Source organism: bacterium (assembly GCA_024228115.1).
In the GTDB taxonomy this organism is placed as follows: domain Bacteria; phylum Myxococcota_A; class UBA9160; order UBA9160; family UBA6930.
In genome coordinates, this window is record JAAETT010000006.1 from 1 (window position 1) to 1105 (window position 1105).

The window sequence follows — 1105 nt, forward strand, 5'->3', positions numbered from 1 at the left end:
CGCTCCCCAGACCCCGGATCATGGTCTCGCTCTGGGGTACGTAGCCACAAGACTCATTCACGGAGGAGCCGGATGGTGGAAATCTCCTTGTCCGGATCTGGCGAGGGCCCGGGGTAGGCGACTGCCCCGGGCTACTCTACAAGCTGGGTTTCCGCTCAAAGTCCGAGTACGAGCGCTGTGTCAAACCGCGCGGGGGTGGCGACGATGGCGAGTGCGACCGCAGCCAACCCTGCGGCCAACCCGATTGCAACCGGCGCCGCTCAGGCGCCCTACACCGAGAGCCGCCGCCTTCCCAGCGCGAGGCAGGCCACGCCGAGAGCGAGCAGGGCAGTCGTCCCGGGCTCGGGGACCACTTCCAAGCCGAAGAGACCGGCTCCCGCTGTGCCGCCACCGGTTCCGAAGACATTGGCGAAGTAGGTCTCACCGGGTGTGGCCGTGAAGCTGAAGCTCCCGGGGCCAGTGATGCTGTTCACGGTTCCGGTCGCCGTCGTGATCGAGAGGAACAGGAAATCAAACCCGAAGAAAGGGTCTGTGCTCAAGTCGGCGAGCGTCACCGAATAGGTATACGGGGCCGTGTCCGCGTCGAACTCGAAGTTCAGCCCGGTCGTTCCCACGATCCAACCGGTCGTCTCAAAGACAGGTGTTGCGCCTGCAACGTTCGGCGAACACAACAAGACGATGGCCGCTACCACTCCGAACAATTTGGTCTTCATTTTCGACGAACCCCTCAAGTCAGCGCACGGTTTCTCCACCTATGAGTGGTTCGAGAAGCCCTGAAATGTCGCCAAAGACGCGAATTCGTCCGAGGGGCGGGTGGGGCGGAGTTCCCCAGCCCGCGTTGTGACGTGTCGCCGGTCCGCGTGCTTGCTCGGGTTCTGCGGCGGAATCCCCAATGGAAACACGTGCATCGCCAACAACCAGTGCGCCAGCGGGGCATGCAACAACGGCGGATAGGAATTCCTCTGCCTATCCGGTTCGCTTCGCTGTCAGACGGTGGTAGGGGAAGGGTTCCGCGCCGATCGCGCAGTGCAGAACGCCCAATGGGTTGCAATGGTGGCGATCAGTCCTTCGCCTCCCCCGGGGGGTGTTGTCGGCCCAAAGTACA

1 protein-coding gene is annotated in these 1105 nt (G+C 63.2%); it reads right to left on the reverse strand.

All coding sequences use genetic code 11. The features are described 5' to 3' along the window. Positions 1-269: 269 nt before the first annotated feature. Entirely contained in the window at positions 270-713 is a 444-nt protein-coding gene (locus GY937_00200) for a PEP-CTERM sorting domain-containing protein (protein MCP5055126.1), read from the reverse strand. Positions 714-1105: the final 392 nt, after the last annotated feature.